Raw genomic sequence first — 26,699 nt, 5'->3', positions numbered from 1 at the left:
GATCATGACGGATTTTCCGAACCAGCCGGGGCCGCCGGGGCAGCCCCAGCAGGGGGCACAGCCGGGTCCGCAGCCACCGGCGCAGCAGGCCCAGGGCTGGGCGCCGGGCGCACAGTCGTCCGGTGGCCAGCCTCAGCCATTCCCCGGAACACCGCCCGCGGGTCCCCAACAATCCGCCGGAGCACCGCCCGCGGGTCCCCAACAGGTTTCGGGAGCGCAGCCGGGCGGGCCGCAGCCTCAGCAAGCGGCGGGAGCGCAGCTTGCCGGTTCGCAGCAAGTGCCGCCTGCGAATCCGTCGGGAGCTCAGCCTTCCGTCTCGCAGCAGACGCCGGGCACGCATCCGGTGGCCCCGCAACCCCAGCCGTCAGGCCCGCACCCGATGCACAGTGCCCAGCAGACGCACCCACCGCAGGCTCCAGGCCCGCAACCGCAGGCCCAGCAGGTCCAGCAGGTCCAGGGCTGGGCGCCAGGAGCTCAGCCACCCGGCCACTACGCGCAGCCTGCGGCCGGGCCGCAGTGGCAGCAAGCGCCGGGCCACCAGGGCTGGGCACCCGGCCGGCAGTGGCAGCAAGGTCCGGGCGCGCCGATCCCACTGACCCGGCCGGGCTGGGGCGCCATCCCGGCGGTGCTGGGAGCGGTGCTCGGGGTTCTCGGGCTGTTCGCCCTGAAGTGGAGCGGTGACGTCACCTGGTTCGAGCTCGCCGATGCGATGCGTAACGTCTCCGGCGACGACCTGAACGGCGAGCAGGTACTGGTCAAGTTCTACATCGGCAAGGGCGTCATCATCGCGGCGACGCTGGCCGCCGTCGCGCCGATCCCCTGGTCCTTCGGCGTCTTTCGCGACGAACGGAGCATCCGGCGCGGCGGCGGCATCATGAAGCGCAGCCTCCTGGAAGGCCGCACCGGTCCGACCAGGGCCCTGCTCACCGGCATCGCCGCCGCGGCCCTGCTCTACCACGTGATCAGCTTGCTGATGATGACCGACAGCGGGGAACACCTCGACGACCTCGGCCCCGGCCCGTGGGTGATGGTCGTAGGTGCGGCGTTGTCCGTTGCAGGCGCCGCGATCGGCCCGCGCGTGCCGCAGATGCGCAGGTAGCCGGACCAGATGACGCGTCGTGCGCGCCGGGCAAGAAGGCACGGCAATGATCGGCGCGCCGGTCTGCGGTGGGCGTAGGCACGCGCGCCGGCGTGCGGCTGAGAGGCGCAGGATGCCGTGGAGTCCGCGCCGGACAGACCTGCGCGCCGGCGGTGCGGCCGGCCACAACCGGATGCCACGGAGGCCGCGCCGAAGATCCTTCGCAGTGGCGCCGGCTAGCTCGCGACCGCCGCGGATCCTTACCAGGCTGCGGTGAGCGTCGGACCATCGGCTGTAGCGCGCCACCTGCCCCGCTCCCGGCTACCGTTCACCCACCACGACAAAGGAGCTGGGCATGACGCGGGGCGCGAAGAGCGACGAGGACCGGCGCAGCTGGGAGCTGTTCGGAAAACGATTCGTCTGGTCGCATTTCTGGTGGGTGGCCGCTCTGCTGCTCGGCCTCGCGGTCGCCCGATTGTTCTTGATGCCGGTCACCACCGACTGGATCTCCGGCACGACCACGCTGGACTGTGGCTACACCTATACCGCGGACGCCACGGTGGTCGGGGACACCGAAACACGGCAGGGTGACGCGCCCGAAAGGGCGGAATGCGCTCAGTTGCGTGACGCCGCCGCCGAACGAGGAGTGGCCTACGCGGTGATCGCGATCCTGCCGATCTGGCTGGGCGTCAGACAAAGCCGCGGACATGCCGTGCCTTGGCAACACGTCGCTGCAACGGTGTGCCTCGGGGTCAGCCTGATGCTGTTGCTCGGCCCGCACCAGGCCGGCAACAAGGCCGAATGCGGTTCGCCGCTGTGGGTGGCGGCGTCCGACAGCGGCCGCGCAGGGGACGCCGACGAGCAATCGTGCCTGATCGAGCGCCCGAGCAGGGTGGCATGGGCCGTGCTGTGGGGCATCGCGTCGGTGCCGTTCGTCATCGCCGGGACACGCACCCGCGACGAGGACTGACGATCAGCCGAAGCGACCGGTGATGTAGGCCTCGGTCCGCTCGTCCGACGGGGTGCTGAAGATCTTCTCCGTGGTGTCGAACTCCACCAGCCTGCCGGTGCGCTCGCCGTGCTCGTCGGCCACCGTGGTGAAGAACGCCGTCCGCTGCGACACCCGCGCCGCCTGCTGCATGTTGTGCGTGACGATCACGATGGTGAACTCGCGCGCCAGATCCAACATCAGGTCTTCGATCTTCTGCGTGGCGATCGGGTCGAGCGCCGAGCACGGCTCGTCCATCAGGATGACCTCGGGATTGGTCGCCAGCGCCCGCGCGATGCACAACCGCTGCTGCTGGCCGCCGGAGAGCGCGAAAGCCGACTTGTGCAGCTTGTTCTTCACCTCGTCCCACAGTGCCGCGCGGGTCAGCGCCTGCTCCACCAGGTCGTCCATGTCGTCGACGTGCATGCCGGTGACCCGCGGACCGTAGGCGATGTTGTTGTAGATCGACGACGGGAACGGGTTCGGCTTCTGGAACACCATGCCGATGCGCCGCCGCACCTCGATGACGTCGACGTCCTTGCCGTACAGATCGACCCCGTGGTAGCCGATCAGCCCCTCCACGCGGGCGCCCGGCACCAGATCGTTCATCCGGTTGAGGCTGCGCAACACCGTCGACTTGCCGCAGCCGGACGGGCCGATCATCGCGGTGATCTCGTTGGCGCCGAACGACAGGTTCACGTCGGTGACCGCCCGGAACTTGCCGTAGTAGACGCTGACGTCCCGGCAGCTGAGCACCGGGCTCCCCGGCCCGGGCAGCTTGAGGTCGCTTGCCGGGGTGGACGCCAGGTCCAGCCCACGAGCCGGGTTGCGGCTCTCCGCTGTCATGCGACTCCTCCGATCAGTCAGCCGATGCGGCCGGAGACGTAGTTGTCGGTGCGCTCGTCGGCCGGGTTGGTGAAGATCCTGTTGGTCTCGTCGTACTCCACCAGCTCGCCCCACCGACTGTGCTCGTCGGCGCCCATCTGCACCATCAGGAACGCCGTCATGTCCGACACCCGCGCGGCCTGCTGCATGTTGTGCGTGACCACGACAATGGTGAAGCGCTCCTTCAGCTCCAGCATCAGGTCCTCGATCCGGCCGGTGGAGACCGGGTCCAGCGCCGAGCACGGCTCGTCCATCAGGATCACTTCCGGTTCGGTGGCGATTGCCCGCGCGATGCACAACCGCTGCTGCTGGCCACCGGACATGCCGTAGGCGTTGTCCTTGAGCCGGTCCTTGACGTCGTCCCACAACGCCGCGCCGCGCAGCGCCCGCTCGACGATCTCGTCCATGTCGCCGGTCATGCCCAGCGTGCGCGGGCCGAACGCGACGTTGTCGTAGATCGACTTGGGGAACGGGTTGGGTCGCTGGAAGACCATGCCGATCTTCTTGCGGACCTGCACCGGGTTGACCCGTGGGCTGTACATGTCGGCGCCCTGGTAGAGCACCTCGCCTTCCACCCGCGCGTCGGGGATCAGGTCGTTCATCCGGTTCAGGCTGCGCAGCAGGGTGGACTTCCCGCAGCCGGACGGGCCGATCAGCGCCGTGATCGTGTTGCGGTAGATGTCCATGCTGACGTCGTTGACGGCCTTCTGGCTGCCGTAGAACACCGAGACGTTGCGCAGCTCGAACACCGCTTCGCGCTCGGCGTCCTTCCGCTCCATGGTCACCTGTTGTGGTCGCATCACCGCTCCTACCACCGTCGCTCGTAGCGGTTGCGCAGCCAGACGGCGAACGAGTTCATCGCCAGCAGCACCACCAGCATCAGGATCACGCCCGCGAACGCCAGCGTCTGGAACTCCTCGCGCGGCTCGACCGCGTTCCGGTAGATCTGCACCGGCAGCGCCGAGTACTGCCCGTCGAACAGCAACGGCAGGAACGGCGTGAACCCTGCCGCGCCCACCAACAGCAGCGGAGCCGCCTCACCCATCGCCCTGGCCACCGCCAGGATCACGCCGGTCAGGATGCCCGGCGCCGCGGCAGGCAGCACCTGCCTGCTGATGGTCTGCCACTGCGTGGCACCGAGGGCCAGCGACCCTTCCCGGATCGACGGCGGCACCGCCCGGATCGCCTCCCGCGCCGCGATGATCACTGTCGGCAACACCAGCAGCGTCAACGTGATCGAACCGGTGGCCACCACCAGCCCGAGCCCGATCGGCCCGCGCGCGATGAACGCCAGGCCGAGGATGCCGAACACGATCGACGGGACACCGGCCAGGTTCTGGATGTTCAGCTCGATCAGCCGGTTGTACCAACGGTCCCGCTTGGCGTATTCCTCCAGGTAGACGGCCGCGCCGACCCCGATGGGGACGACCAGCACGATCACCCCGAGGATCATGTAGAGGCTGCCGAGAAGCGCAGGACCGTAGCCGGCCCGCTCCGGCCGGATCCGGGACGGCTTCTCGGTGATCATGTCCAGGTCCAGCCGACCCCACCCGCGCCACGCCGAGTAGATGATCAGGCTGACCAGCATGACCAGCGCCATGGCCAGCGCCAGCATCATCAGCGAGCGGAAGACCAGCCCACTGACCTTGTCCCCGCGCGGCTGCTCGCCGAACACCGTCTCGACGGCAGCCCGAGCTCCCGTGCTGGCCAGCCGGGCGCGCCGGGGTGGGGTGTCCTGGTCGACCATCACTCGTACACCTCGCGGAAGCGGCGGACCAACCGGATCGAGATCAGGTTCATGATCAGCGTCATGACGAACAGCAGCGCACCGACCGCGAAGATCGTCTTGTAGGTGATGGTTCCGGTGGCGATGTCACCGGTCGCGGTGCGGCCGATGTAGGCGGTCATGGTCAGCACCGACTCGCCGAACTCCCACGGCCCGATCAGTTTCGGGCTGGCGCCCGCGGCGATGAGCACCACCATCGTCTCGCCGATCGCCCGGGAGGCGGCCAGCACGCACGCGGCGACGATGCCCGAGATGGCCGCGGGGAACACCACCTTCAGCGACACCCGCAACTTGGTCGCACCCAGCGCGTAGGCGCCTTCGCGCAGGCCGGGCGGGACCGCCCGCATGGCGTCCTCGGCAACCGAGGCGACCAGCGGCACGATCATCAAGCCGACGGCGATACCCGCGACGCCCTGCGAGAACAGTCCGTCCAGGTCGACCCACGGCAGCAGGTCGGCGAAGAACGGCTTGAGGAAGTACAGCGCGAACAGACCGATGGCGACCGTCGGGATGCCCGCCAGCACCTCGAGCACCGGCTTGACGATCTTGCGCAGCCGCGGGTTGGCGTACTCGGACAGGTAGAACGCCGACAGCAGTCCGACCGGAATGGCCACCACCAGCGCGATCAGCGTGATGTTCAGCGTGCCGACCACGATCGGCAGCACGCCGTAGCTGGTCTGGGTGCCCCGGCCCGGGCGCCACTCGGTGCCGAACAGGAACTCGGTGATCGACACCTCGGTGAAGAAATCCACGGTCGGCACCAGCAGCGAGATGACGATCGCCGTCGTCACCAGCACCGACAGCCCGGCACACACGAACAGAAACGCCTTGATCAGCTTCTCGCCGTAGCGGGGGCTGGAAGCCTTCAGCGACGGCCGGGATACGTCGCCGGCTTCGTTCACACGTGTGGTCATGCGATTACCACTGTGATCGGTCCTCGTGTCCTGGGGGTCAGCCGCGCAGCGCCTGCTTGGTCTTCGCGGTCTGCTCGTCGGTCATCGGGATGTACCCCGCCAGCCTGGCGATCTCGGCGGAGTTGTCGACAAAGTAGTCGACGAAGTCTTCGACGTGCTGCTTTTTCATCGACTCGCGCGAAGGATAGATGTAGAGCGGACGGCTCAGCGGCTGGTACTCGCCGCTCTGCACCGCCTCCGGGGTCGGGCCGACGCAGCCGTCACCGCCGTCGATCTTCAGCGCCTTCACCTTGTCCTTGTTGGCCGCGTAGTACTCGTAGCCGACGTAGAACATGGCGCCTTCGTCCTCCATGACGCCCGCGATGCCGGTGTTGTCGTCCTCGCCGATGTCCTGGTAGTCGGCGCGTTGTTCCTCCTTGTCGCCGTTGATCTCCTCGGCGAAGAACTCGAACGTGCCCGAATCGGTGCCCGGGCCGTACAGCGTCAGCTCGGCGCTGAACCGCACACCGTCGACCTGGTTCCAGTTGGACACCGTCGAACCGGGCGCCCAGATCTGCCGGAGCTGGTCGACCGTCAGGCAGTCGACCGGGTTGTCCTTGTTCACCAGGACGGTGATGGCGTCGTTGGCCACCTGCAGCTCGCGGTAGGTCACGCCGCTCGCGCGGCACATCTTCGCCTCTTCGTCGGTGATCGTGCGGGAGGCGTCGACGATGTCGATCTCGCCGTTGCAGAACTTCTCGAACCCGCCACCGGTACCCGACGTGGCCACGCCGACCCGCATGTCCGGGTTCTCGTCGGAGAACAACTCGGCGGCGGCTTGCGTCAACGGGCCGACGGTGCTGGAGCCGTCCACCTTGATCGCCAGGCCGCCCCCGCTGCCGGCCTGCCCACACGCGGTCACCCCGAGCACCGGGACGGCCAGTGCGGCAACGGCCTTCGCCCGCCAGTTGCGCATCGACTCCGACTCCTTGTGGTTCTCCGCCTCAGGCAACCCTGTGGCCTGATCGGGTCCGACGGTAGGAGTCGAAGGTGAACGGAAGGTGACACCACCTGAAGGTGTGACGAGCACCGCTGGCGCCGATTCGCCGGGAGTGTCCGGATTGCCCGCGGGCTGGTCACGTCCCGGCGCTACTCGGTCACGCTGCGTTCGTACTGCACGGCGGTCGCTTCGACGGAGAATCCGAGCTTCCGGTACACCGCCAGCGCGGGCGCATTGTCCCCTTCCACATACAGAATCACGCGCTTGAGGCCGCGTTCCCGCAGGTAGACAAGGCCAGCAGCGGTGAGGGCACGGCCGAGACCGCCACCGTGGGCATCCGGGTCGACGCCCACCACGTACACCTCGCCGACCGGGTCCTCGCCATCGGCGGCCGGATGCACCTTGGTCCAGTGGAATCCGACGAGACGTTGCTCACGTTCCACCACGAACAGCCCTGCGGGGTCGAACCACTCCTCGCGCTCGGCCGCCTCGACGTCGGCGACGGTCAGCGCGCCTTGCTCCGGGTGCCAGGAGAACGCCCTGGCGTTGACCTCGACCAACGGCTGCTCGTCGAGCCCGGGCCGGAAAGTCCGCATGGTGACGCCCTCCGGCAGTTCCACGGCAGGCAGATCCTGGGTGAGCGGCATGCCCATGCGCAGCAGTTCCCGCACACGCGCAAAACCCTGCTTGCGAGCCAAGGCCGCAGCCGCCGGATCGTCCGCGTGGGACCACACCCGTAGTGTTTTCGTCGCCCGGGCGCGGATTTGTTCCAGCAGCGCACCTCCGTACCCGCGGCCACGCCGCTCGGGATGCACGATCAGCTCGGCGACCTGGCGGCCGAACGCGTCACCTTCGGTGTTCAGCCGCGCGACCGCCACCAGGCCGTCGTCCCAGGCCAGCAGGTACGGCCCGCCGGACAACTCGGACGGAAGAGGCTCTTGCGGTGCCAGCCGCGGCCAGCCGTCGACGCGGCCCGCGGCGTCCAGCAGGTCACGTACGGCCTGCTCGTTGTCGGAGAGGTCATCGACCCAGCGAGTGTCCACCCCGCCGACGGTAGCCGAAGATCGCCACCACGTCGGCGGCGTCGCACTACTTGGTCAGCGAACGCAGCTCGGCGTCCAGCGCGTCCTCGGTTTCCGCGACCACGTCCTGCTGCGTGTCCACCGACTTGGACGGACGCTCGAACTTGTAGCCGACGTTGCGCACGGTGCCGATCATCTGCTCGTGCTCGGGACCGAGCTTGGCGCGCAGCCGCCGGACGTGCACGTCCACCGTGCGGGTGCCGCCGAAGAAGTCGTAACCCCAGACCTCCTGCAGCAACTGGGCGCGGGTGAACACGCGGCCGGCGTGCTGGGCGAGGAACTTCAGCAGCTCGAATTCCTTGTAGGTCAGCTCGAGGGTGCGGCGGCGCAGCCGGGCGGTGTAGGTGGCCTCGTCGATCACCAGGTCACCGACGCGCAGCTCGGACTCCGCCTGCGACGACACGCCCTCCTTGGTGGTGGCCAGCCGCAGCCGGGCGTCCACCTCCGCCGGACCCGCCGACGGCAGGATGACGTCGTCCACCCGCCACTGGCCGTTCACCGCGACCAGGCCGCCCTCGCCGACCACGGCGATGACCGGCACCGCGTCGTCCTCCGTCGCCCTGGCGAGCAGCCGGCACAGGCTCTTCGCGGAGGCCAGGTCCTGCCGCGCGTCGACCAGGATCACGTCTCGGTGACCGGCATCGAGCAAAGCGGTAACCTCGGGCGTGCGAACCCGAACAGTGTGTGGAAGCAGGCCGAGCGCGGGCAGCACCGCGTTGACCGACGATTCGGTTGTGAGGACTAGCAGGTTCAGGCTCATCGCCTCGCACCGCCTCGAGTTCGTGCCGGCCGGACACCAGGGCCAGGCCGGTTACGGCTGGTGATATCCGAGAATAACGGCTGAACGGCTGCTCAACAGCCTCCTGACGTGGGCATCACAGTTGCTTACCTCGGAAAAACGTGTCTGTCACATGCCGTTAACACGGTGAGAATGGAGCGAGCGTGACCGACGGAGTCCGACGCGCAGCGCGCACCAGCCCTGCCGGGCGCAAGCGCAAACCACGCAGGCGTGGGCGCATTGTGCTCATCACGCTGGTGGTGCTGCTCGGCCTGCTGATCGGCGCCGACTTCGGGCTGGCGGCCTTCGCCGAGCACACGGTGTCGCAGAAGGCGCGGGAGAAGTTCGGGCTGCGCGACGACCCGTCGGTGAACATCCACGGCTTCCCGTTCACCACGCAGGCGCTGTCGGGCAAGTATGAGCAGATCACGGTCGAGGCGCAGGGCATCAACCTACGCAACACGCTGCGCGACCTGACGCTGAAGGCGGAGCTGCGCGAGGTCACCGCGCCGCTGTCCGACCTGATCGACGGCCGCACCGACTCGATGGTGGTCGGCGACCTGGAAGGCATCGTCAAGATCAAGCAGGCCGACCTCGGCAGGTTGACCAGGCTGCCGGACCTGAGCATCGAGCCCGCCGCGTTGCGCTACGTGGAGACCGGCGACGAAGAGGACGAGGTCAGCATCGAGGACCTCGACGAGCAGCGCGAAGCGATGGACGAGTTCCCGACGAAGGCCGGGATCAAGCTGTCGGCCACCACCCGCATCTCAGGACGTGAGACGCAGATCGTGGTGTTGGGCATCATCGAACTGAGCAGCACGTCCGTGCGGATCCGCCCGGAGCGGCTGGAGTTCCGGCAGGACGACGAGGTGATCGAGATCCCGGACCAGGTGCGGGAGGCGTTCCTGCCCCGGTTCGACCGGACCATCCAGCCGGGCAGCCTGCCGTTCGGTGTCCAGCCGGGCGGCGTGGCCGTCGAGCGCGGTGCGCTGCTGGTGCAAGGGAAGGCCAAGGACGTGCGGTTCGACCAGGATCTGCAGTTCACCGGCTGAGCGGGAGGACGGATGACGGGCCTGCTGGTGGTCGTCGGTGTGCTCGCCGCAGGCACGGTGATCGGATTCGTCCTCCGCGGGCGGGAGGGTGCGGTGCGCAGCGGTCAGCAGCGAGGCGAGCTGCCTGCCCGGGTGGCCGAGGCGCTCGGGCCCGGGGTGACCTTGGTGCAGATCTCCACCACGTTCTGCGCGCCGTGCCGGCATACCCGCGCGCGGCTGAGCGCGTTGGCCGACAAGCGTGCCGACCTGAGCCACGTCGACATCGACGTCACGAATCAGCCGGAGATCGCCGAGACGCTCGGCGTCCTGCGCACCCCGACAACCATCGCCTACACCTCCGCGGGTGACGAGATCCTCCGGGTGTCCGGCCTGCCGGAGACGAACCGCCTGCTGACGGCCCTGCAACCGCATCTGTCGGAGCACTGACCGGACGTCCACATGGTGGACGCCACTCCCACCAGCAGGGAAAACGCCGTAGCTTCGGGTTATGTCCACCAGCCAGCAGATCGATCCCCGCGGACCTCGGTTCGCCGCCGGGATCACCACCGTGGTGCTCGCCGTCGTGCTGATCACCAGCTGGTGGCCGTTGCTGGCCGCGCAAGCGGTGGTGTTCGCCGCGGGCGCGTTGTTCGGGCTCCGGTTCTCGCCCTACGGCACGCTGTACCGGGTGGCGGTGCAGCCACGCCTCGGCCCGCCCGCCGAGCGTGAGGACGAGGCTCCGCCGCGGTTCGCGCAAGCGGTCGGCCTGGTCTTCGCCGTGGTCGGGGTGCTCGGATACGCCTCCGGGTCGACCACACTGGGGATCGTTGCCACGGCAGCCGCACTGTTGGCGGCCTTTCTCAACGTGGCATTCAACTTCTGCCTCGGTTGCGAGGCCTACTTGCTGTTGAAGCGCCTCGGCCCGTCGGCCAGCAGTCAAACCACCTGATTCGCAACCCCAGAAAGGGAGCTAGGTATGAGCCGCGAAGACGTCCTGGTGTCCACCGCGTGGGCGGAGGAGAACCTGGACACCCCCGGCATCGTGTTCGTGGAGGTCGACGAGGACACCTCCGCCTACGACAACGGACACCTCCGCAACGCCGTCAAGATCGACTGGCAGAACGAACTGCAGGACCCGGTCCGGCGTGACTTCGTGGACAAGGCCGGGTTCGAGAAGCTGCTGAGCGAGAAGGGCATCTCCAACGACGACACGGTCGTGCTCTACGGCGGCAACAACAACTGGTTCGCCGCGTACGCGTACTGGTACTTCAAGCTGTACGGCCACGAGAACGTCAAGCTGATCGACGGCGGCCGCAAGAAGTGGGAGCTGGAGGGCCGCGAGCTGGTCAAGGACGTGCCGCAGCGGCAGCAGACCAGCTACGTCGCCAAGGAGCAGGACCTGTCCCTGCGCGCGTTCCGCGACGAGGTCGTCGAGGCGATCAACACCAAGAACCTCATCGACGTGCGCTCGCCGGACGAGTTCGCGGGCAAGCTGCTCGCCCCCGCGCACCTGCCGCAGGAGTCCGCGCAGCGGCCCGGCCACGTCCCGTCGGCGGTGAACGTGCCGTGGGCCAAGGCGGCCAACGAGGACGGCACGTTCAAGTCGAACGAGGAGCTCAAGCAGATCTACACCGAGGCGGGCCTGGACCTGGACAAGCCGACCATCGCCTACTGCCGCATCGGTGAGCGCTCCAGCCACACCTGGTTCGCGCTGCACGAGCTGCTCGGCCTGCAGGACGTGAAGAACTACGACGGGTCCTGGACCGAGTACGGCTCGCTGGTCGGTGTGCCGATCGAGACGGGGGCCGACGCGTGAGCGTGCAGGTCGACAGCGGCTGCGCCGCCCCGGCCCAGGAGGCGACCCCGGAGGACTTCGACACCAAGGGCCAGGTCGTCATCGCGGGCACGGTGACCGCAGGCAGCGAACCGGTGAGTAATGCCTACGTGCGGCTGCTCGACCGCGACGGCGAGTTCGTCGGCGAGGTGCAGGCGTCCGGACAGGGTGAGTTCCGGTTCTACGCCGCGTCCGGCAAGTGGACCGTGCGGGCCCTGCACGCCAAGGGCAAGGGCGAAGCGGTCGTGGAAACCGACGAACCCAAGGTGTACCGGGTGGCCGTCGACATCTGACGTCCCCGGCTTCTTCCTTCCGCCGCGTTTCCCCGGCGCCTGGTCGGCGCCGGGGAAACGCTTTTTCTGGGTCTACGGCGCCCTGCAGCGGACAGCTGAATGCTCGCGCGGTGCCGAGCAGGGCGAGCGCACGCACGGCCTCGGGCCTTCACGGGCGGGCTCGGTCGCAACCCCCGGCGAACCGCCGCGGCCTCAGACGAACTCGTGTCGCACGATGGTCTGCTCGCGACCGGGACCGACCCCGATGGCCGACACCCTGGCCATGGACAGCTCCTCGATCCGCTCCACGTAGCGCTGCGCGTTGGCCGGCAGATCCTCGAACGTGCGGCAGCCCGAGATGTCCTCCTGCCAGCCGGGCATCTCCTCGTAGATCGGCACCGCATGGTGCACGTCGGTCTGCGTCATCGGCATGTCCTCGGTGCGGAATCCGTCCACCTCGTACGCCACGCAGACCGGGATCCGCTCCAGCCCGGTCAGCACGTCGAGCTTGGTCAGGAAGAAGTCGGTGATGCCGTTGACGCGGGTGGCGTAGCGCGCGATGACCGCGTCGAACCAGCCGGTGCGGCGCTCCCGCCCGGTGGTCACCCCGAACTCACCACCGGCTTTGCGCAAAAAGTCGCCCATTTCGTCGGTGAGCTCGGTGGGGAACGGGCCGGAGCCGACGCGCGTGGTGTAGGCCTTGAGGATGCCCAGCACGGTGGTGATCCTGCCGGGACCGATGCCCGCACCCGCGCACGCGCCGCCCGCGGTCGGGTTGGACGACGTGACGAACGGATACGTGCCGTGGTCAACGTCCAGCAACGTCCCCTGCGAGCCTTCCAGCAGCACGTTCTCGCCCGCCTCGAGCGCCTTGTTCAGCTGCAGCCGGGTGTCCGCGATACGGTGCGCGAACTGCTCACCGATCGACAGCACCTCCTCGACCACCTCGTCGACCTCGAGCGCCTTGCGGTTGTAGACCTTGACCAGGATCTGGTTCTTCACCTCGAGCGCGGCCTCGACCTTCTGCCGGAAGATCTTCTCGTCCAGCAGGTCCTGCACGCGCACCCCGACCCTGGCGACCTTGTCCTGGTAGCACGGGCCGATGCCGCGGCCGGTGGTGCCGATCTTGCGCGAGCCGAGGTAGCGCTCGGTGACTTTGTCGATCGCCACGTGGTACGGCATGATCAGGTGCGCGTCGGCGGAGATCAACAGCTTGCCGGTGTCCACGCCGCGTTCCTCGAGCCCGGCCAGCTCGTCCAGCAGCACCCGCGGGTCGACCACCACACCGTTGCCGATCACGTTGGTCACGCCCGGGGTCAGGATGCCCGACGGGATCAGGTGCAGTGCGAAGTTCTGCCCGTCCGGCAGTACCACGGTGTGGCCCGCGTTGTTGCCGCCCTGGTAGCGGACCACCCACTGCACGCGGTCGCCAAGCAGATCGGTGGCTTTGCCCTTGCCTTCGTCGCCCCACTGGGCACCGATCAGCACGATGGCCGGCATGTGACACTCCTGGTATCGCGGTGACATGTCCTGCGGACTGCGCAGGTAGTGCGCGTGAACCGCCGGTGCGAGGGTATCGGAGGATGGCCAGGTGTGCGGCACAACGTTGGTTTGCGGTGATCTAGCCGACCCACCCGGCGCGGCGAACGTCGTGCGGGTCCCGGCCCGCCCGGGCAAGAAGGACATCGACGATGTTCTGCTCGACAACAAGCGGGTGATCGTCGTCGGCGACGACGCGGATCTCGCCGCCGTGGTCGTGCGGATGATGCGCCGTGAGGTGTTGGGCTCCGTCGCCGTGGGCTATGTCCCGAGCGGACCGTCGGAGGCCGCCGCGGTGTGGGGGCTGCCCGGGGACCCGGCCGAAGCGTTGCGGGTCGCCACGTCCGGGGAACCGAGTCCGATGACGCTGGTGCGCGATGACACCGGTGGCGTACTGCTCGGGCTCGGGGTGCTCGAGGCGGTCGACGGCGAGGCCTACTGCGACGACGAACTTGCTCTGCGCGGCAGTGCGCGGCGGGTGGAGGTGCGTCCGGATCCGGTTGGTGTCGCAGTGCGCGTCACGCGAGGGCGTTTCCGGCGGAGGACAGCGGCCTTTCGTGGGCGGGCTTTTCAGTACGGCGGCACCGTGCCGATCCATCCGGTCGTCGACGGGATTCGGCGCGAGCGGCCGCTGCGGCGGTGGACGGTTTACCGGCACACCGAGGATTTGTTGCTCGTTCAGCGGTAGCTTTTCGGGCGATATGTACGTTCTGTACGCGGCCAAGCGGGTGTAGTCATCACCAATTGGCGAATTCGCCACTCTTTTCGGTAGCGCCGGTAACCCGCGAAGCGTCACCGTCCCCCTGTCTGGCACACGGCAGAAGGGGAACGTCATGGCCTTCGCGTTTCGCCGCGCACTGACCGTTCTTGGCTCCACCGTCCTGCTCACCACCGGGGTCTCGGCCGCCTCGAGCGGGACGGCGATGGCGGAGCCACCCAACATCCCGAGTCCGTCCACCGCCGCCTCGATGCTGAGTCAGCTGACGGTGCAGCCGGACGGCTCGCAAGACGGCTACGACCGCGACAAGTTCCCGCACTGGAGCAACCAAGGGGACAACTGCAACACCCGCGAGGAAGTCCTCAAGCGAGACGGCTCCGGTGTGCAGGTCGGCAACGACTGCTACCCGACCTCCGGCAGTTGGTACAGCCCGTACGACGGCGCCACCTGGAGCGACCCGGCCGACGTCGACATCGATCACGTCGTACCGCTCGCGGAAGCCTGGCGCACCGGCGCGTCGAGCTGGACCCAGTCTCAGCGGGAGGCGTTCGCCAACGACCTGAACAGCCCGCAGTTGATCGCCGTCACCGACAACGTGAACCAGTCCAAGGGCGACAAAGGCCCGGAGGAGTGGAAGCCGCCGTCACAGGCCTACTGGTGCACCTACTCGCGTATGTGGATCGGGGTGAAGTACGAATACGGACTCACCACGTCCTCTGACGAGAAAGCGGCGCTGAACGACATGCTCGCCACGTGCTGAGGTTCGGACGGAACGGAAAGGGCTCGCACCCGCTGCCGGGGTGCGAGCGCTTTCCGTTGAGCCGCGTTATTCGAGCCCGGTGGCTTCGGCCGCCGCAGGGTCGGAGTCGACGAGGAACTGCTTGCAGCGCTCGTACTCGTCGGTCTCCCCGATCCGTTCCGCCGCTTTCGCCAATGCGGCCAGCGAGCGCAGGAAACCCTGATTCGGGCGGTGGTCCCACGGGATCGGGCCGTGCCCTTTCCAGCCCGCGCGCCGTAGCTGGTCCAGGCCGCGGTGGTAGCCGGTGCGGGCGTAGGCATAGGCGGCCACGGTGTCGCCGCCGGCGAGCGCGTCGTCGGCCAACTTCGCCCATGCTTCGCTGAACTGCGGATGTTCGGCGGCGACCTCGGCCGCCGGGGTGCCCGCGTCGAGCGCAGCTTCGGCGGCAGGATTGCCGGGCAGTGCGGTCGGCTCAGGTTGGAGGAGGTTGCTCATGGCGTCATGGTGCCAGGTCAGAGAACCAGGCTGAGTATCGCGCTGCCACCGGCGACGACCAGCAGGAACACCATGACCACGGCTACGACACGTTTCGACATCATCACCATCCATGATGGTCGGCCGCTCGGGGGAGGAACAAACGGGCTGATGTGAGCGGGCGCGACAGGGCGCTGAACGGCCGCACCGGGTCAGCCGAGCGGCACAGGGGGACCGTCCATCGTGCGCAGCGCGCCGATGTGCGAGATGGCAGACCGGCGCACCTGGGACTCCTGGGCCCCGTCGGCGAGCCCAGCCGTCGCGAGCGCCCTTGCGGGCCACAGCCGCTGGCGAGCCTGCACGTTCCCCGACATCCGGACCGACAACCCCTTGCGGATCGCAGCCCGCGCCCGCAGAAATGCGACACGACAACCCTTGAGGATTCAGCCCGCGCCTCTGAAGCGCGTCACGGCAGCCCCACCCGCCGGAGAACCCAGGCATGCGAAGAGCCGGCCGGAACGAGCCCGGCCGGCTCCGCCAACGCGAATCTCGCGCGTCAGCTCATCTTCTTGCCCGCGGACATCAGGTGCTCCGCCGCCTGCACGATGCGTGCGGCCATGCCGGCTTCGGCCGCCTTGAGGTAGGACCGCGGGTCGTAGACCTTCTTGTTGCCGACCTCGCCGTCGACCTTCAGCACGCCGTCGTAGTTCTTGAAGAAGTGGTCGGCGATCTGCCTGCTGAACGCGTACTGGGTGTCGGTGTCGATGTTCATCTTCACCACGCCGTAGGAGACCGCCTCGTGGATCTCCTCCAGCGACGAGCCCGAGCCGCCGTGGAAGACCAGCTCGAACGGCTTCGACCCCTCCGGCAGGCCCAGCTTCTGCGCGGCGACCGCCTGGCCCCGCTTGAGCACCTCGGGACGCAGCTTGACGTTGCCCGGCTTGTACACGCCGTGCACGTTGCCGAACGTGGCGGCCAGCAGGTAGCGACCCTTCTCGCCCGCGCCGAGCGTCTCGACCGTCCGGACGAAGTCGCCCTCGGCGGTGTACAGCTTCTCGTCGATGGCCGCCGAGATACCGTCCTCCTCACCGCCGACCACACCGATCTCGACCTCGAGGATGATCTTGGCCGCGGCCGCCTTGTCCAGCAGCTCCGCGGCGATCTGCAGGTTCTCCTCCAGATCGATCGCCGAACCGTCCCACATGTGCGACTGGAACAGTGGGTTCTCGCCGCGGTTGACTCGCTCCTGGGAGATGTCGATCAGCGGCCGGACGAACCCGTCGAGCTTCTCCTTCGGGCAGTGGTCGGTGTGCAGCGCGACGGTGATCGGGTACTTCTCCGCGACCACGTGCGCGAACTCGGCCAGCGCGACGGCACCGGTCACCATGTCCTTGACCTTCTGACCCGAAGCGAATTCGGCGCCTCCGGTGGAGATCTGGATGATGCCGTCCGACTCCGCCTCGGCGAACCCACGCAGTGCCGCGTTCAGGGTCTCCGAGGACGTCACGTTGATCGCCGGGTAGGCGAATCCCCCTTCCTTCGCGCGGTCCAGCATCGCGGCGTAGGTCTCCGGGGTTGCGATGGGCATCGGCGCTCCTTGTGCTTGCGGTATCCAGCCTGGTCGAAGCCCATCCTACGAACGGAGCGCCGCAGAGCACCAACGCCGGGTGCACCCCCGGAAATTGCCTGTTACTCTCGGTCCGACTTACTCGCCGGTGGGCCGATTCGAGGAGGTTCCGTGCTCGGCAGGATGTCGCTCAAGGGCAAGGTTGTGCTGGTCACGGGGGCCGCGCGGGGCATCGGTGCCGGGCTGGCCGAGCGCTTCGCGGCGCGCGGCGCCAAGGTCGCGCTGCTCGGCCTCGAACCGGAGGAACAAACCCGGGTGGCCGAGCGAATTGGGCCGAACGCCGCGTCCTGGAAGGCCGACGTGACCAGCTGGCCGGACCTGGAGACCGCGGTCGCCGAGGTCGTCGAGAAGTGGGGCGGCATCGACGTCGTGGTGGCCAACGCGGGCATCGCCAGCACGGGATTTGTCCGGTCGGTCGATCCGAAGGCGTTCGAGAAGGTCATCGAGGTCGACCTGCTGGGCGTGTGGCGCACGTTCCGGGTCACGATTCCGCACGTCATCGAGCGCAAGGGCTATTTACTGGCCATCTCGTCGCTGGCGGCGATCGCACACGCGCCGGGGATGGCCAACTACGCGGCCGCGAAGGCGGGCGTCGAGGCCTTCTGCAACAGTCTGCGCGCCGAGCTGCGGCATCACGGCGTGCAGGTCGGCGTCGCGCACCCGACCTGGATCAGGACCGACCTTGTGACCAGCGCAGATGCGCACCCGGTGTTCGGGAAGCTGCGTGGCTCGATGCCCGGGATACTCGGCAAGACCTACCCGCTGGAGACCGCGCTCGACGACATCGAGCGCGGCACGCTGCGCCGGGCCCGCACCATCCACGTCCCGCGCTGGGTGGGTGGGCTGAAGCTGCTGCGCTCGTTCCTGCCGCCGTTCGTCGAGCTGGGCGCCAAGCGGCTTGGGTTGGCGCAGGCCGACGCGGAAGCGTTGCGCGACATCGAGGCGCGCGGCGCGCGGGAGTCCGCGGTGGTCGGCCACGGCGGGCGCGCGGCCATCGAGCAGGACTAGCCCGAGCCGGCTCGACCGCTTTCACCAGGGCACACCGGCGGCCGGCCTGACCGAGCCGGCTCGACCGCTTGGCCAAGGGCGGACCGGTGACTTGACCGAGCCGGCTCGACCGCTTGGCCAAGGGCGGACCGGTGACTTGACCGAGCCGGCTCGACCGCTTGGCCCGAGGCGGACCGCCGCCCTAACCGAGCTGGATCGACCGCTTGGCCAGCCCGTACCAGAAGCCTTGGACGGTCGTGCGCGGCACGCCCGCCTCCTCACCCGCACCGAGGCTGACGAACAGCGGCGCGAAGTGTTCGATGCGCGGATGCGCACGCCCGGGGGCTGGGGCTTTGCTCTGAAAGTCCAGCACGGCGTCGATGTCTCCGGTGGAGAGCACCTCGTTGCCCCACTGGTCGAACTCCACCGACCAGGACGGCGGTGGGGCGTCGGTGGGCCCGGACATCGGATTCATCTCGCGCAGGTTGTGAGTGAAGAAGCCGCTGCCCACGATCAGCACCCCGGCCTGCCTCAGCGGCGCGAGCCGTCGGCCGATCGCGTACAGCTCGCGGGGATCAAGCGTCGGCATCGACACTTGCAGCACCGGCACGTCCGCCTCCGGGTACATCTCCATCAGCGGAACGTAGGCGCCGTGATCGAGCCCCCGACCAGGGTCGTCAGCCGTACCGTAGCCCGCGCCGGACAGCAGTCCGCGCACCTCGGCGGCAAGCTCCGGCGCGCCGGGCGCTGGGTATCGAACCTGGTAATACCGCTGCGGAAAACCCCAGAAGTCGTACACCAACGGCTGGGTCGTGGTTGCCCCAATGGTCATCGGAGCGGCTTCCCAGTGCGCCGAGATGACCAGGACGGCGCGCGGCTTGGGCAGTTGCCGCGCCCACGCGGCGAGCTCGGTCGGCCAGACCGGGTCATCCGCCAACGGTGGCGCCCCGTGGCTGAGGTAGATGACCGGCATCGCTGCGCTCATACCGCAGAAAACCCGGTTTGGCCTCGGAGTATTCCTGGCTAAGGTCCGCGGCATGGAGACGGTCACCCTCGCCGAGCGCCCGGAGCTCGTCGACAAGCTGTGGAAGTTCCCGGGCACGTGGAGCACGTTCATGCTGCAGGACCGGACCTCGGACCTGTACTACGACACCTGCGTCCGGCTCTTTCCCGAGTTCGTGATGCTCGCGTTGGACGGTGACCGAGCGGTCGCGCGATCGTTCTGTGTGCCGTTGGCGTGGGACGGAGACCCGGCGAGCGGGCTTCCCGCGGAGGGCTGGGACTGGGCGATCCGGCAGGGTGTCCAGACGCGTCTCACCGGCGACGAGCCGACGCTGGTCTCCGCCCTGGAGATCACGGTGCAGGTCGACCAGCGCGGCAAGGGACTCTCGCGGCTGATGCTCGACGCCATGCGGAGCAATGTGGCCGCGCTGGGATTCTCCGAACTCGTCGCGCCCGTCCGCCCCAACGGAAAGCCGGCGTATCCGGACGAATCCATGGAGTCGTATCTCAAGCGCACCACGGACGGGCTGCCCGATGATCCGTGGCTCCGGGTCCATGTGCGCGCCGGAGGCACCATCGTGAACGTCGCACCGCTGTCGATGCACATCTCCGGCACGCTCGAGCAGTGGCGGGAGTGGACCGGGCTGCCGTTCGACACCCGGGGGCCGATCGAGGTACCGGACGCGCTGGTGCCGGTGCTGTGCGAGCCGGAGCACGGCTACGCGACCTACGTGGAGCCGAACGTGTGGGTGCTGCACCGGGTCGGCGACCAGCCGCGGGCGAGGTCGGCGAAGGGTCGGCGAAGCGTCGGCGACTAGCCGCGGGCGAGGTCGGCGAAGCGTGAGTAGTGCAGCTGGTGGGCGACGGTGACCGTGGTAGTCGGGCCCGCGCGGTGCTTGGCCAGGATCAGGTCGGCCTCGCCTGCTCGTGGGTCGTCCCGCTCGGTGGCGTCCGGCCGGTTGATCAACAGCACGATGTCGGCGTCCTGCTCCAGAGCCCCGGACTCACGCAGGTCGGCCAGCATCGGCCGCTTGTCGGTGCGCTGCTCGGGACCACGGTTCAGCTGGCTGATCGCCACCAGCGGCACCTCGAGCTCCTTGGCCAGCAGCTTGAGCTGGCGGGAGAACTCCGACACTTCCTGCTGCCGGGACTCGACCTTCTTGCCCGAGGTCATCAGCTGCATGTAGTCGAGCACGATCAGCTTCAGGTCGTGCCGCTGCTTCAGGCGCCGGGCCTTGGCCCTGATCTCCATCATCGTCATGTTCGGCGAGTCGTCGATGAACAACGGCGCCTGGGAGATCTCCGACATCCGGCGGGCCAGCCGGGTCCAGTCGTCGTCGGACATCCGACCGCTGCGCATGTCCTGCAGGCGGATCCGCGCCTCGGCGGACAGCATGCGCATGACGATTTCGGTGCGGCTCATCTCCAGCGAGAAGATCACACTGGTCATGCCGTGCTTGATCGACGCGGACCGGCAGAAGTCCAGGCCGAGCGTGGACTTACCGATACCGGGACGGGCCGCCACGATGATCATCTGGCCGGGGTGCAGGCCGTTGGTGACCTCGTCCAGGTCGGTGAAACCGGTCGGCACGCCGCGCGAGATGCCACCGTCGGAGGCGATCGCGTCGATCTCGTCCATGGTCGGCTGAAGCAGTTCCTCCAGCGCCACGTAGTCCTCGCTGGTGCGCCGCTCGGTGACCTCGAAGATCGCCGCCTGCGCCCGGTCGACCACCTCGTCGACCGCATCACCTTGCGCATCGGCCGCGCCGTAGCCGTACTGCACGATGCGGGTGCCCGCCTCCACCAGCCTGCGCAACACCGCCTTCTCGGCCACGATCTGCGCGTAATAGGCCGCGTTCGCCGCCGTAGGCACGGTGGCGATGAGCGTGTGCAGATACGGGGCACCGCCGACCCTGGCCAGCTCGCCCCGCCGCTCCAGCTCGGCCGAGATGGTGATCGGGTCGGCCGGCTCACCACGGCTGTACAGGTCGAGGATCGCGTCGTAGATCGCCTGATGCGCCGGCCGGTAGAAATCGGACGGACGCAGCACCTCGAGCACGTCGGCGATCGCGTCCTTGGACAACAGCATGCCGCCGAGCACCGACTGCTCGGCCGCGATGTCCTGCGGTGGTTGCCGGTCGAACCCGCCACCCGTGGAGCTCGAAGTGGGTGCCTGCCCGGCCAGCGCCGGGCTGCGGTCGTCGGTCAATGCCACCGCCGCTGAACCTCCCTCGTCTCGAACAAAAGTTCGATACCCAGTATGCCGCATGGATACCCCCACCGCGGGCAGGCGGCAGCCGTGTCGGGGCAACTCGCGGCGATCCGTCCGCCCGAACCGGGACACACCGCGTGGCGAACGCCGACCGGTCGTGCGCAGGTCGACGCTCGCTGTCCTTCGGGTTGACGGGTCTGCTGCCGTAGCTGCCCACGGCGCGGACGTTGGCACGCTAAACCCGCCCGCACGCCACTGCCAAGTCGGCCTGGGGACGGTTCTGTGGACTACCTGGGGGCAATTGGCCCGACTCGCCCACAGGCGGCCACAAGCCTGTGGAAAGCTTGGGGACAAGTATCCCCCTTCTGGGAATTTCCGCAGGTCAGAGGCTGTGGACAAGTTGTGGATAAGATTGTGATCAGCCGATCGGCGTGTCGCGGCAAATCGCTTCTTCGGCGTGTCGCGCTCGTGCAGTAGGGACGCGGTGCAGCGGCCCACAGACAGAGCGCCCGGCCTCGCCCGCTGCGCGACATCTACTGCGCCGTCAGTGCTTGCCAAGCGTCCGCAACGATGGTGGCCGGATCGGAATGCTGCGGTCGCCAGCCCAGCTCGCGCTGGATGCGTGAGCTGTCGGCGAGAAGGACCGGTGGCTCGTCGGCCGCGGGGCCGTGCGTCACAGCGACCGGGCGCCCGTTGACCCGCTCCGCGATGTGCACCATCTCGCTGAGCGAGGTCCCGCAACCGCTGCCGACGTTGTACGGCCGCCACTCACCGGGTGTGCATGCTTCCAGCGCCAGCACGAATGCTTCTGCCATGTCCGTGGCATGAACGAAATCCCGGACGACGGACCCGTCGCCGTTGATGGTCAGCCGCGGTTCCTTGCCCGCTTGCATCGCGGCGATCTTCGGCACGAGGCGAGTCGTGTCGAGGTCGGGCGTTCCGTTCGCGGCACCCGCGATGTTGAAGGCCCGGAGCGAGATGGCGCCGATGGTTCTGCCTGCGGTGCACGCGGCGGCGAGGTGGTCCGCGGCCACCTTGCTCGCGCCGTACGGATTCGCCGGAACGATCGGCGACTCCTCGGTCAGGGGTTGCGGCGCATCGGCTGCGTACATGGCAGCCGTCGACGCGAGCACCAACCGCTTGGGCCGGGTGCGCTTCGCGGTGGCGAGCAGGGCGGATACGACGTTGAAGGTTCCGCCCGTGTTGACCGTCCAGTATTCCGCCGGGTTGGACGCCGACATGCGCGGTCGGGTCACCGCAGCGAGATGGCAAACGGCATCGACATCCGCCACCTCGGTGTGCACCGCTGCCTGGTCGCGGATGTCGGCGACCGGGCCTGCTGCTTGCTTCGGACGCCGTGACAGCGGAACGACGTCGTGCCCCGCCCTGGACAGGGCAGCCGTGACCGCCCGGCCTACGAAACCGCTCGCTCCCGTGACCAGCACGCGCACGCGTCGGGCTCCCGCCTCTTCGCTCTGCTCCGATACTCCCAGACCTGGGTGACACGTGCCCGCGGCATGGACCGGGTCCGCGCGGCCAACCTCCACGCCCGGGGCCCTGGGGGGCGATGCCCGGTATCCGCGGCCAGCTTCACGCTTGCGCCCTGGATCGCGATGCCCGGTATCCGCGGCCAGCTTCCACGCTTGCGCCCTGGATCGCGATGCCCGGTATCCGCGGCCAGCTTCCACGCCCGAAGACCTGGGGTGGCCGATACCCGCTACGACACCTTCCGCGCGGCCAACGACAAAGGCCCCCTCCCGAAGGAGAGGGCCTCGCCGTCGAACTCGTGGTTACTGCGGCTGCGCGGTGACCTCGAGCTTGATGTTCGCGGTGACCTCGGGGTGCAGCCGGATCGCGATCGGGTGCTTGCCGACCGTCTTGATGTGGCCGCCGAGGTCGATGGTGCGCTTGTCCAGCATCGGGCCGCCCGCCGACTTGATCGCGGTGGCCACGTCAGCCGCCTTGACCGAGCCGAACAGCTTCTTCGAGCCCTCGGCCGCCTTGGCGGTCAGCGTGACGGTGCCGATGTTCTCCAGCGTCTGCTTGACCTCCTTGGCGTGGTCGAGGTCGCGGATGCGGCGCTGCTCCTGCGAGCGGCGGATCGTGGCGATGTTCTTCTCCGCGCCCTTGGTGGAGCGGATGGCATACCCGCGCGGCAGCAGGTAGTTGCGGGCGTAGCCGTCCTTGACCTCGACGATGTCGCCGGGGCCGCCCAGGTTCGCCACGTCGGTGGTCAGGATTACCTTGGCCATGACGTCTCTCCTTAGCGGGCGGTGGAGGTGTAGGGCAGCAGGGCCATCTCGCGGGAGTTCTTCACCGCGGTGGCCACGTCACGCTGGTGCTGGCTGCAGTTGCCGGTGACGCGGCGGGCGCGGATCTTGCCCCGGTCGGAGATGAACTTGCGCAGCAGGGCGGTGTCCTTGTAGTCGATCGGCTCCGGGCGGCCCTTCTTCTCCGCCTTGCAGAACACGCAGACCTTCTTCTTCGGTTTGCGAACGGGTGGCTTGGCCACGATGAATCTCCTGGTGTCTCGAGAAAGTCAACCGGTATCGAGGGGAATGGGGTCTTAGAACGGGGGCTCGTCGGAGTACCCACCGCCGCCGGCCGGCGGCGCGGAACCCCACGGGTCGTCCGCAGGAGGCCCTGCCGGTGCACCGCCGAAGCCGCCGCCGCCAGAGCCGCGGCTGACCTTGTTCACCTTCGCGGTGGCGTACCGCAACGACGGCCCGATCTCGTCGACCTCGAGCTCGAAGACCGTGCGCTTCTCGCCTTCCTTGGTCTCGAAGGAGCGCTGCTTCAGCCGCCCCTGCACGACCACGCGGGTGCCACGGGTCAGCGACTCTGCGACGTTCTCCGCCGCCTGGCGCCAGATGTTGCAGCGCAGGAACAGCGCCTCGCCGTCCTTCCACTCGCCGGTCTGCCGGTCGAACACGCGCGGCGTGGACGCGACGGTGAAGTTGGCTACTGCGGCACCGGACGGGGTGAATCGCAGCTCCGGGTCGGCGGTCAGGTTGCCGACCACGGTGATGATGGTGTCACCGGCCATCGGGCATCACGCCTTTGCCGATGCGGATGCGACGGCCTTCGGGTCGCGCCGCAGCACCTTGGTGCGCAGCACGCTCTCCTGCAGGGACAGCTGGCGGTCCAGCTCCTTGACGGCCTCCGGCTCGGCGAAGAGCTCCAGCACCGCGTAGATCCCCTCGCTGTGCTTGGCGATCTCGTAGGCCAGCCGACGCCGACCCCAGATGTCGACGTTCTCCACCGTGCCACCGGAATCGCGGATGACCTTGAGGAAGTTCTCCAGCGTCGGGGCGACGGTGCGCTCGTCCAGCCGGGGGTCGAGGATGATCATTACCTCGTAATGGCGTGACACAACCACTCACCTCCTATGGGCTCGAACGGCCACGGACCATCCGTGGCAGGAGGGTTTGTCAGCTTCCCAAGGCTACCTGGCGACCCCGACGAACTCGGGCCCACCCCTCGGCAACCTCGTCAAATGCAGTCAACGGGCACGCGGCGCTCCGATCGATCGCGACACTGGCCGACGCGCAGTCGAACCATGGGCTTAGGCCGGTGAGCGGCGCCGGCCCGGCGTCCGCCGACCCTCGAGCGCGGCGTGGACCACTGCACCGCCGATGAGTCAGACGCCGTGCAGACCGGTGCGCCGCCGACCGTCGATCGCGGCGCAACCCGGTACGCCACGGATCATCAATCAGACGCGACGGACCGCTGCACCACAGACCAATCAGACGCGGCGCAGGCCGCTGCGCCACCGATCAGCCAGACGCGGCGCGGCCGGAACGCCACCGATCAGTCACACGCGACGCAGCACCCAGGTGCGGACCAGGGCCGCGGCCACACACGCCAGCGAGACCACGGCCAGCAACATCGGCAGCTGCAGCGCACGGTCGTGCCCCTCGGCCGCCTGGATCTGCTCCGCGTTGCCCGCGTTGCTCACCTGTGGCTGCCCGTCGTCGGCACCGAGAATGCCGATGTCCTCAGCGCCCGGTGTGGACCCGTACGGCGTCGCGTCAGGCACGTCATCGGCGTCGATCCCGGGCAGCTGGTACGGAACGCTGCCGTAGTCACGCTGCGGAGCACGCGCCGACCCGGTGCCCATCTCCGGCAGCTTGGCGTCCGAGTCGACCCGCTCGTCACCGGCCACCTCGGGCGCCGTGCCGCGGGTACGCGAGGCATCGCGCGGCGCGCGCGCCGACGAGCCACCCGCGGCCTCGGACTGCTGTTGAGTCTGCTGTTTCGGCGCGACGTAGTTCGAGGCCTTGACGGTCAAGTCGGAGCAGTGCCCCTCCACCGCCTCCAGCACCGCGTCGCGGTTGCCGTGCTTGGCCAGGATGCGCTTGCCGTACTTGTCCGCCTCGATCGTGCGCACCACGGCCTGAGCGATCTTCTCGTCGTTGAACACGCCCGCCGCGGCGTGCGGCACCTTGGTCAGCTTGATCGGATCGAACTTGCCCGCTTCGAACAGCTCGCGCAGTTTGGTCTTGTTGCTCTTGGTGATGGGCAGCAGCGGGAAGTCGAACCCACCACGAACCGCCTTGACCGCTGCGTCCTGCACCGCCGAGGACTTCAACGTGATGGTCTCGCCCATCTTGCCGCTCACGGTGCCGCCGCACGTGTCGGCGGCTGTGGTCGCGGTGGCGCCACTCGTACCGAGCAGGAACGTGCCTGCGGCCAGCACCCCGCCGACCGCGAGTACCGCGACCGTCCTGCGCGCAGTCCACCTACCCACCAACGTCTCCTTCACCTGAGTAGAGCGAGGCTACTCGGTAGTAACGACTCGCCACCCGAAAGGGTACGCGATCGTTCGTCAGTTTCCCGCGGTCGCGGACCGAACGACCCAGGTCCGGACCAGACCCGCGCTCACACCGGCCAGGACCAGCACCGCGATCAGCGTCGGCACGCCGATCTCGTTCTGCGTCCGCTCCAGCGCCCGCGCGCTGCCGGCATTGCGGATCTCCTGACCGCTCACGTCGTCGATGCCGCCTTCACCGAGGGCTCCGAACTGCGGAGCGTAGCCCGGCGTATCGCCGTAGCGCAGCCCTGGCGCGGCGTCGAACAACGACGAGTCGCCGCCGAAGAAGTCCATCGGGCTGGTGTAGGGAAGCGCAGCCCCCGGAAGGCTTCCCCCGACCGCCGGGCTGCTGTGCTCCGACGGCCGCACCGTCTGCACCGTGACGGTCGGCGTGTGCTTCGTGCCGCTGGATTCACCGCCGGAGATGTTCTGCTGCGGCGGACGCTGCGGCACCGTGGGCGCTTCCGCAGGCTCCGGCGTCGCACCGGATGCCTTCCGCAACGTCTCCGTCGTGCCGGTCACGGCGCCCGCCACCGGCTTGGTGACCCGCTTGAGCGGTTCCGGTGCGGCCTTGTCGACGTTCTTGACGACCTCGTCGGCGGTCCCGGTCACGGTGACGGTCACCTTGCACAGCAGCCGCTGCACCACCCCGACCGTCTTGCTCAGCACCGTGGTGCCTTCCTTGACCACGCCGAGGTCGACCGCGCCGAGGTCGAGGCCGAGAATCGACGTGCTCGCCTTGACCGTGTCGCCGACCTGGGCGGTCACCGAACCACCGCACTTGGTGCTGACCGTCTCCGCCGCGGCGACCCCCGGTATCCCGAACGCGGCCGTAGCCGTCGCTATGGCCGTCGCCGCGCCGAGCGCCGCCGTCCTCCGCCAGACCCGCATTCGTCTCGCCCCTGCTCGCCGTGCTGCCTTCACCTGTGACAACGAACCAGTTCGGTGAATGTGACGCTAC

30 protein-coding genes are annotated in these 26,699 nt (G+C 68.5%); 11 read left to right on the top strand and 19 right to left on the bottom strand.

What is annotated here, in order from left to right; translation table 11 throughout:
- The first annotated feature begins 379 nt into the window (after nucleotides 1–379).
- Together YWM_RS0118040 and YWM_RS0118035 are read left to right on the top strand one after the other, a co-directional pair.
- Nucleotides 380–1,099 carry a hypothetical protein gene (locus tag YWM_RS0118040; protein ID WP_156914830.1) on the top strand — a complete coding sequence of 240 codons (720 nt, stop codon included), beginning with the start codon at nucleotides 380–382 and terminating at the stop codon, nucleotides 1,097–1,099.
- A gap of 334 nt (nucleotides 1,100–1,433) precedes the next feature.
- Complete coding sequence (locus YWM_RS0118035) at nucleotides 1,434–2,048, top strand: hypothetical protein (protein WP_028851855.1); 615 nt, start codon at nucleotides 1,434–1,436, stop codon at nucleotides 2,046–2,048.
- Nucleotides 2,049–2,051: 3 nt separating this feature from the next.
- On the opposite strand, the gene pstB (YWM_RS0118030) is transcribed toward YWM_RS0118035, so the two are convergent.
- From pstB (YWM_RS0118030) to YWM_RS0118000, 7 genes are all read right to left on the bottom strand, one after another.
- Nucleotides 2,052–2,912, bottom strand: a complete 861-nt coding sequence (gene pstB / locus YWM_RS0118030) for a phosphate ABC transporter ATP-binding protein PstB (protein WP_052345100.1) — start codon at nucleotides 2,910–2,912, stop codon at nucleotides 2,052–2,054.
- A 17-nt stretch (nucleotides 2,913–2,929) separates the two neighbouring features.
- Nucleotides 2,930–3,751: a phosphate ABC transporter ATP-binding protein PstB gene (gene pstB / locus YWM_RS24455; RefSeq protein ID WP_084612506.1), complete on the bottom strand. Its 822-nt coding sequence runs from the start codon at nucleotides 3,749–3,751 to the stop codon at nucleotides 2,930–2,932.
- 8 nt (nucleotides 3,752–3,759) lie between these two features.
- Nucleotides 3,760–4,698 carry a phosphate ABC transporter permease PstA gene (pstA, locus tag YWM_RS0118020; protein WP_245566112.1) on the bottom strand — a complete coding sequence of 313 codons (939 nt, stop codon included), beginning with the start codon at nucleotides 4,696–4,698 and terminating at the stop codon, nucleotides 3,760–3,762.
- On the bottom strand, nucleotides 4,698–5,651 hold the full coding sequence (pstC, locus tag YWM_RS0118015; protein ID WP_028851852.1) for a phosphate ABC transporter permease subunit PstC: 954 nt from the start codon (nucleotides 5,649–5,651) through the stop codon (nucleotides 4,698–4,700). Before pstC ends, pstA begins: the two co-directional genes overlap by 1 nt.
- A 37-nt stretch (nucleotides 5,652–5,688) precedes the next feature.
- Complete coding sequence (locus YWM_RS0118010; protein WP_028851851.1) at nucleotides 5,689–6,606, bottom strand: PstS family phosphate ABC transporter substrate-binding protein; 918 nt, start codon at nucleotides 6,604–6,606, stop codon at nucleotides 5,689–5,691.
- A 173-nt stretch (nucleotides 6,607–6,779) separates the two neighbouring features.
- Nucleotides 6,780–7,673, bottom strand: coding sequence for a mycothiol synthase (gene mshD / locus YWM_RS0118005; RefSeq protein WP_028851850.1), 894 nt, complete (start codon nucleotides 7,671–7,673; stop codon nucleotides 6,780–6,782).
- Nucleotides 7,674–7,719: 46 nt separating this feature from the next.
- On the bottom strand, nucleotides 7,720–8,472 hold the full coding sequence (locus YWM_RS0118000; RefSeq protein ID WP_028851849.1) for a winged helix-turn-helix transcriptional regulator: 753 nt from the start codon (nucleotides 8,470–8,472) through the stop codon (nucleotides 7,720–7,722).
- A 182-nt stretch (nucleotides 8,473–8,654) separates the two neighbouring features.
- Between YWM_RS0118000 and YWM_RS0117995 the strand changes: the two genes are divergently transcribed.
- The 5 genes from YWM_RS0117995 (at nucleotide 8,655) to YWM_RS0117975 (ending at nucleotide 11,648) form a co-directional block, all read left to right on the top strand.
- Nucleotides 8,655–9,542, top strand: coding sequence for an LmeA family phospholipid-binding protein (locus YWM_RS0117995; protein WP_084612505.1), 888 nt, complete (start codon nucleotides 8,655–8,657; stop codon nucleotides 9,540–9,542).
- Between the two features lie 12 nt (nucleotides 9,543–9,554).
- Complete coding sequence (locus YWM_RS0117990) at nucleotides 9,555–9,968, top strand: thioredoxin family protein (protein ID WP_028851847.1); 414 nt, start codon at nucleotides 9,555–9,557, stop codon at nucleotides 9,966–9,968.
- 61 nt (nucleotides 9,969–10,029) lie between these two features.
- Entirely contained in the window at nucleotides 10,030–10,470 is a 441-nt protein-coding gene (locus YWM_RS0117985; RefSeq protein ID WP_028851846.1) for a DUF4395 domain-containing protein, read from the top strand.
- 27 nt (nucleotides 10,471–10,497) lie between these two features.
- A complete protein-coding gene (locus YWM_RS0117980) occupies nucleotides 10,498–11,337 on the top strand; it encodes a sulfurtransferase (protein WP_028851845.1) in 840 nt (279 codons plus the stop codon).
- 2 nt (nucleotides 11,338–11,339) lie between these two features.
- Nucleotides 11,340–11,648, top strand: a complete 309-nt coding sequence (locus tag YWM_RS0117975; protein ID WP_028851844.1) for a DUF1416 domain-containing protein — start codon at nucleotides 11,340–11,342, stop codon at nucleotides 11,646–11,648.
- Nucleotides 11,649–11,840: 192 nt separating this feature from the next.
- On the opposite strand, the gene YWM_RS0117970 is transcribed toward YWM_RS0117975, so the two are convergent.
- Nucleotides 11,841–13,127: an adenylosuccinate synthase gene (locus tag YWM_RS0117970; protein WP_028851843.1), complete on the bottom strand. Its 1,287-nt coding sequence runs from the start codon at nucleotides 13,125–13,127 to the stop codon at nucleotides 11,841–11,843.
- Nucleotides 13,128–13,218: 91 nt separating this feature from the next.
- Here YWM_RS0117970 and YWM_RS0117965 point away from each other — a divergent pair, with 91 nt between their 5' ends.
- Both YWM_RS0117965 and YWM_RS0117960 read left to right on the top strand, forming a co-directional pair.
- Nucleotides 13,219–13,854 carry a hypothetical protein gene (locus tag YWM_RS0117965; RefSeq protein ID WP_028851842.1) on the top strand — a complete coding sequence of 212 codons (636 nt, stop codon included), beginning with the start codon at nucleotides 13,219–13,221 and terminating at the stop codon, nucleotides 13,852–13,854.
- Nucleotides 13,855–13,999: 145 nt separating this feature from the next.
- Nucleotides 14,000–14,644: an HNH endonuclease family protein gene (locus YWM_RS0117960; protein ID WP_052345098.1), complete on the top strand. Its 645-nt coding sequence runs from the start codon at nucleotides 14,000–14,002 to the stop codon at nucleotides 14,642–14,644.
- Between the two features lie 66 nt (nucleotides 14,645–14,710).
- On the opposite strand, the gene YWM_RS0117955 is transcribed toward YWM_RS0117960, so the two are convergent.
- Nucleotides 14,711–15,118, bottom strand: a complete 408-nt coding sequence (locus YWM_RS0117955; RefSeq protein ID WP_028851840.1) for a DUF3151 domain-containing protein — start codon at nucleotides 15,116–15,118, stop codon at nucleotides 14,711–14,713.
- Nucleotides 15,119–15,653: 535 nt separating this feature from the next.
- Complete coding sequence (gene fbaA / locus YWM_RS0117940) at nucleotides 15,654–16,685, bottom strand: class II fructose-bisphosphate aldolase (protein WP_028851839.1); 1,032 nt, start codon at nucleotides 16,683–16,685, stop codon at nucleotides 15,654–15,656.
- Between the two features lie 162 nt (nucleotides 16,686–16,847).
- Here fbaA and YWM_RS0117935 point away from each other — a divergent pair, with 162 nt between their 5' ends.
- Nucleotides 16,848–17,732, top strand: a complete 885-nt coding sequence (locus YWM_RS0117935) for an SDR family oxidoreductase (RefSeq protein WP_043661929.1) — start codon at nucleotides 16,848–16,850, stop codon at nucleotides 17,730–17,732.
- A 181-nt stretch (nucleotides 17,733–17,913) separates the two neighbouring features.
- On the opposite strand, the gene YWM_RS0117930 is transcribed toward YWM_RS0117935, so the two are convergent.
- Entirely contained in the window at nucleotides 17,914–18,696 is a 783-nt protein-coding gene (locus YWM_RS0117930; protein WP_028852254.1) for a dioxygenase family protein, read from the bottom strand.
- 52 nt (nucleotides 18,697–18,748) lie between these two features.
- On the opposite strand from YWM_RS0117930, the gene YWM_RS24450 reads away from it, so the two are divergent.
- Complete coding sequence (locus YWM_RS24450) at nucleotides 18,749–19,531, top strand: hypothetical protein (RefSeq protein ID WP_052345096.1); 783 nt, start codon at nucleotides 18,749–18,751, stop codon at nucleotides 19,529–19,531.
- On the opposite strand, the gene dnaB is transcribed toward YWM_RS24450, so the two are convergent.
- The 8 genes from dnaB to YWM_RS0117885 all read right to left on the bottom strand — a co-directional run bounded on the left by dnaB (nucleotide 19,528) and on the right by YWM_RS0117885 (nucleotide 26,629).
- Nucleotides 19,528–20,928: a replicative DNA helicase gene (gene dnaB, locus YWM_RS0117920; RefSeq protein WP_028851837.1), complete on the bottom strand. Its 1,401-nt coding sequence runs from the start codon at nucleotides 20,926–20,928 to the stop codon at nucleotides 19,528–19,530. The two genes, YWM_RS24450 and dnaB, sit on opposite strands and share 4 nt — an antisense overlap.
- Nucleotides 20,929–21,458: 530 nt before the next feature.
- On the bottom strand, nucleotides 21,459–22,376 hold the full coding sequence (locus tag YWM_RS24445) for an NAD-dependent epimerase/dehydratase family protein (RefSeq protein ID WP_043661499.1): 918 nt from the start codon (nucleotides 22,374–22,376) through the stop codon (nucleotides 21,459–21,461).
- Between the two features lie 339 nt (nucleotides 22,377–22,715).
- On the bottom strand, nucleotides 22,716–23,177 hold the full coding sequence (rplI, locus tag YWM_RS0117910) for a 50S ribosomal protein L9 (RefSeq protein ID WP_028851836.1): 462 nt from the start codon (nucleotides 23,175–23,177) through the stop codon (nucleotides 22,716–22,718).
- Nucleotides 23,178–23,188: 11 nt separating this feature from the next.
- Complete coding sequence (rpsR, locus tag YWM_RS0117905) at nucleotides 23,189–23,437, bottom strand: 30S ribosomal protein S18 (protein ID WP_028851835.1); 249 nt, start codon at nucleotides 23,435–23,437, stop codon at nucleotides 23,189–23,191.
- Between the two features lie 54 nt (nucleotides 23,438–23,491).
- Entirely contained in the window at nucleotides 23,492–23,971 is a 480-nt protein-coding gene (locus YWM_RS0117900; protein WP_028851834.1) for a single-stranded DNA-binding protein, read from the bottom strand.
- Between the two features lie 6 nt (nucleotides 23,972–23,977).
- Complete coding sequence (gene rpsF / locus YWM_RS0117895) at nucleotides 23,978–24,298, bottom strand: 30S ribosomal protein S6 (protein ID WP_028851833.1); 321 nt, start codon at nucleotides 24,296–24,298, stop codon at nucleotides 23,978–23,980.
- Nucleotides 24,299–24,739: 441 nt separating this feature from the next.
- Nucleotides 24,740–25,675, bottom strand: a complete 936-nt coding sequence (locus YWM_RS0117890) for a hypothetical protein (RefSeq protein ID WP_156914829.1) — start codon at nucleotides 25,673–25,675, stop codon at nucleotides 24,740–24,742.
- Nucleotides 25,676–25,753: 78 nt separating this feature from the next.
- The gene (locus YWM_RS0117885; protein ID WP_028851831.1) at nucleotides 25,754–26,629 is read right to left on the bottom strand and encodes a hypothetical protein; all 876 of its coding nucleotides are present in this window, start codon (nucleotides 26,627–26,629) and stop codon (nucleotides 25,754–25,756) included.
- Between the last annotated feature and the right edge of the window lie 70 nt (nucleotides 26,630–26,699).

Source organism: Thermocrispum municipale DSM 44069 (genome assembly GCF_000427825.1).
Lineage (GTDB): Bacteria > Actinomycetota > Actinomycetes > Mycobacteriales > Pseudonocardiaceae > Thermocrispum > Thermocrispum municipale.
This window is presented reverse-complemented; position numbering and strand designations above follow the sequence as displayed.